The 4,664-nt window shown below is 30.8% G+C and carries 4 protein-coding genes; all 4 read left to right on the plus strand.

Annotation, left to right across the window (positions count from 1 at the left end; all coding sequences use genetic code 11):
• A partial coding sequence (locus H6A28_RS14660; RefSeq protein WP_204481025.1) for a hypothetical protein occupies positions 1–183 on the plus strand: 183 nt, incomplete at its 5' end.
• Between the two features lie 903 nt (positions 184–1,086).
• Positions 1,087–2,463: an AAA family ATPase gene (locus H6A28_RS14665; protein WP_204481027.1), complete on the plus strand. Its 1,377-nt coding sequence runs from the start codon at positions 1,087–1,089 to the stop codon at positions 2,461–2,463.
• A 51-nt stretch (positions 2,464–2,514) separates the two neighbouring features.
• Complete coding sequence (locus H6A28_RS14670) at positions 2,515–3,069, plus strand: hypothetical protein (protein WP_239465391.1); 555 nt, start codon at positions 2,515–2,517, stop codon at positions 3,067–3,069.
• Positions 3,070–3,073: 4 nt separating this feature from the next.
• The gene (locus tag H6A28_RS14675; RefSeq protein WP_204481033.1) at positions 3,074–3,922 is read left to right on the plus strand and encodes a hypothetical protein; all 849 of its coding nucleotides are present in this window, start codon (positions 3,074–3,076) and stop codon (positions 3,920–3,922) included.
• Positions 3,923–4,664 lie beyond the last annotated feature (742 nt).

Here is a 4,664-nt window from a genome sequence, read left to right on the forward strand (position 1 = left end):
ATTAAGTATGATTTATCAAGAAAAGAAATAGCTTTTATAGAAAAAATGATAAAGATAATGCAGAAATTATTCAATATCTATGGAGATATTTATTTTACAATCATAAAAAACAATTCAAAAAAAATTCCGTTCATAAAATTATATTACTATAATACTAAAAAAGAGTCGTATCATTTCTCATAAAAATTTGATACGACTCTTTTTAATAGCGGTTAGATTTTACGTTTTTTAGTTCGTAAAATTCAGCTTATCCCCATCTTCTATATCAATCGCCTTTCTTATGAATGTGAGGCTTAAGAGATGGTGTATTGCCGGGAGTTTTTTTATTGTCTCTCTGTCTTCTATCTGGTTTCCCAGTAGATATTGCAATCCTCTTTGGTCCTGGTTTTATTCCCATATTTATTTTATTTAATTAATGGCTCAGCTTCAAGAAAACACAATATATTTGTATTTTACAAGGCAAATCACTAATTTTGCAGCTGATTAATATAAAATATATCCCATAGCCATTATTATTCAGGGGTAATTTGCCTTCTACAATGTTATTGGCATATGTGTATATGCACATTAATCATTTGTTGATTTGAAAGCCTTGGAAGAAAATAAATTTCTTACCAAGACCTTCTCTTCACACAAAAGGTTAAGCGTATTGGATTAATCTCCATGTTACCGCTTTACCACAATAAGGAGGCATTACGTTGCCTTTAGCAATAGGTGCTGTAGTAGTAGGAAAGCCGTCAACTTTCCAAACGCCACTTACTGGACATCTTTCTCCTGTTTTCGCCGTCATATTAATTATGATTTGGGGTTAATTACTCTTTAGGCACCTGACCAGCCTAATTTGGCCGCTCATTTCAGGATGAGCATCCTCCGAACTTTTTGGTATAAGCATCCCTCAAGGCTCCACCCTTGGGGGATGTTTTTGTTTTGCAAACATACAAATAAAAAACATCTTATCAAAATAAAAGCCATTAAAAAAGAGAAAAAATCTCATCTTAATATCCTTTTTGGCAAAAAAGCTGTTTTTAGCTTTTTAATTTGAGAAAAAATCGTTTAATTTGCACTATTATAAATACCTATAATATTATGTTGCAACAATTCATAGTAGAGAACTTTCTTTCATTTAAAAATAAAGAAGTCTTCTCTCTTCAGCCAGGTAAAGGATCCTTAAAAAAAAGCCATAAAGTAGAAGCTATAAAAGGACAATGGATTTTAAAGTCTGCTGCTATATTTGGGCCTAATGCGGGAGGTAAAAGTAATTTTGTTAAAGCTATAGAACTAGGCAAGAAATTAGTACTTAGAGGAACTCGTACTGATGATCTGATTGATTATTATCCTTTTCGCCTCAGTTCAGACAGTAACAAAAAAGATACAACTCTTATTTATCATATTTTATGTAATAATAAAAAATATGAATATGGTTTTAAATATAATGCTGAACTAATCAAAGAAGAATGGCTCAAACAAATAACAAAGAAAACCGTTTATACGATTTTTCAAAGGAATGTAGAGAAATCTATATTTGATATATCGTATTTAATAAAACAAAACCCCAAAGAAGAAGAATCGCAATTTTTATCTTTTTTTGCCAAAGCTACCCCGCAACGCCAATTGTTTTTACATGAAGTACTAAGTCGTAATATCCGTGATAATGTATCAAATATTAATGACTTAGAGTCTGTTATAAATTGGTTTGCAAATTCACTAAAGGTTATATTCCCAGATACCCCTTACAAACAAGGAGTATTACTTGAAGCTGTTGATGACAATGACCTTAAACGAGGATTTGGAGCACTTCTTAGATATTTTAATACTGGTGTTGATGGAGTCAAGCTCATAGATGTTCAATTTGATAAACTTGGAATTCCACAAGATTTACAACGTGCAATAAAAACAGATTTGTCAAAATCTAATAGTGATGAAGCCTTTGGAACATTACGATTTGAAGACAATTTGTTCCTAATTAATTTCATTGAAGGAGAAATTAAAGCAAAAAAATTAATGACAGTACATAAAAAAATAGATAATGAGGGCATTGAACTATTCTCATTAGGAGATGAAAGCGATGGTACCAAACGTTTATTTGATTATATACCACTAATATTAGATTTAGTTCAAGGAGGAAAAGTTTTCATTGTAGATGAAATGGAGCGTAGCTTGCACCCTTCACTTATACAACAAATAATTAAATTATTCTATAAATATTCAGAAGGTACTTCTAGCCAACTAATATTTACGACTCACGAAAGTTCTCTGATGAATCAAAAGATTTTTAGAAAAGATGAGATATGGCTAATGAAAAAAAGTTCTAATGGTATCAGTTCTTTTGGCCGAATGGATGAATTATATAATGTTCGTTTCGATAAAATGTTACAAAACAGTTATCTAAATGGAGATTATGGAGCAGTTCCCAAGTTTGAGACTGAAGATGAATTAAAAAAACTGTTTGAAATACTTAAGTAATTTGTTTCTTTATAATAAAAAACAAATATGATTATAAAGCTTTTATTTACAATGACAGTAACAGCACCTACCTTTTTATCATTGGGACTTATTGGCATTGTGAAAAACTCTGATAAATATTTTGAAGCGTGGAATAGAATTCTCCAAAATTGTGAGGTTCCCATTAGCTTTGAATGGTGGGGAATAAGTATTAGCTTTCTATATATGTTAATTTGTCTTATTTGGATTGGAATATATCTCAAACACAAATCCTTAAAACAGAAAGAAAGTAAAACAATTAAAGTACAATCATATTCAATTATGTCACAAAGTGGTATTGACCAAGTATTATCATCAATAATTCCTTGGCTAACAATATTTGCAGATCAATTGGATTTTTTAGTATTGTTTATGTGTGTAGTTTTACAATGCTGCTTTATAACAATTGCGAGCTATAATAACAATAGCTATAACTTATTATGTTCTATACTAGGTTATCGTTATTACGAAGTTTATACTGAAGAAAACACATACATGCTTCTTTCGAAAAAATCTATTAGAAACAGAAATGAAATCAAAAGATTCGTAGAAGTAACAGATTACATGGGATTAATTATTAATAGTTAGCAGTATGAGTCAATTTTATGCATTAATGCCGGATAATACGATAAAACATATTTCTCTCAAAGAAGAAATAGTTGATGAGGTTAAAAATAAATTTATAGCTGGAGGTAGAGCTTTAAAGCCAGATGGTATAGAAGAGGATCTGTTTAATGGCGATATTACAAGTAGACGTGGAGAAAATATAACGTATGTATACTATAATTTACCTGAAGATTTTATTCGTATACCAGATAATCAGGCTGATATTTCAGTATATAATATAGCGGAAGATATACCTAAAAGTATATTTTGGTATGATAATGGAATATATTATTTTCAAGTTTTTAACAAAAAGAATCTGCTACAACGTAAGACTGTTTTACAGTTGGAAGTTGGAAACAAATTTACCAAAATGAGCCAATCAGCCTTTGTGATAGAAGATAAAATTCATGCAATTTATGAGGCTGGGAAATTATACTTTCAAAGTTATACAAGTGCAAATCAAATATTTTCCTTAATAGACTTTGTTACAGAGGCTACTGATGTAGAGATTGACGAATTTGGTAAAACAGAAGGTATTAATGTAAATGTGGAACATATTAAAAGTATAGCGAATGTTAAAACTCGTAGGTTGGTCAAATCGCTGTCTAAAACTGAAAATATAAAATTATTTATGCAAAAATCTCCTCGATCAAGAACAACTCTTTTAAAACAGTATGGAGTTAATGTGCAACTAGATGAAAATAAAAAGCTTTTATTGCCTACTAATAATGTTGCTGAATTGAATCGTATATTAGAGTTCTTGAATGAGGATATATTTAGAGGTGTCATAACAGATAATTTGTATCGTTCTAATTCTAAGAAAAAAGATAATTAAATATGTTAATAAATAATTGTCTTCACTATAAGCTCTTTACTTGTATTTCAAAATAAAACGCTATCTTTGTTCTATAATAGGAAATCGACTCCGCAAGACACTGCAAAATATTGCAAGCCTCCGGTGGAGCAATAGCGGGAGATTACTTCTTTAGCTAAAAGATACATCAAAGATATTCAGCCACTTATCGTTAGATTACGATTCCTGGTGGCACCACTTTGAAGAAAAGCAAAAAGCAGTAAAATCCTGATTTCCAAGCGAAATCGGGATTTTTTGTTTTCCCCCGACACGCAAAAAACGAAAAAATTGGACTCAACGTAAAAATATTACTCCACAACAAGAGTTACTTTTATTTTTCAATTGATAGAATAGTTCGATTGACCCTAAAGTGCTCTCATTCACATGCCTCCTCATATCATTCATTTATCATATATCAATTTGTCTTTCGATAATTCTCTCCCTACTTTTCATCTTTTCCTCCCCATTTTATTTCTTTTTTCTCCCTACCTTTTAGAATAAGAACAAAATAGAATCAGTATCACCCACCTGTTTGATAAGTGATGCTGGTTCCAATAGGAAGACATAGATTTTATTCATTCCTGTATGCCTCTTTGTGTAAGCATTCGGACAAATGCCCCTTTTACACTTTGAGGTTTGATTGTAGCTTTGCGGCAGCGAATACAATTAAACCTCAATTATTATGAATAGACTGGAATTTGAAGAATTGGAATTGCAGGTACAA

The sequence above is a fragment of the Bacteroides mediterraneensis genome (assembly GCF_016900355.1).
GTDB lineage: Bacteria > Bacteroidota > Bacteroidia > Bacteroidales > Bacteroidaceae > Phocaeicola.

Bases quoted from the DNA above. Each gene is read 5' to 3' on its own strand.
- H6A28_RS14675 (WP_204481033.1), top strand. From the start codon at position 3,074: ATGAGTCAATTTTATGCATTAATGCCGGATAATACGATAAAACATATT.
- H6A28_RS14665 (WP_204481027.1), top strand. From the start codon at position 1,087: ATGTTGCAACAATTCATAGTAGAGAACTTTCTTTCATTTAAAAATAAA.
- H6A28_RS14670 (WP_239465391.1), top strand. From the start codon at position 2,515: ATGACAGTAACAGCACCTACCTTTTTATCATTGGGACTTATTGGCATT.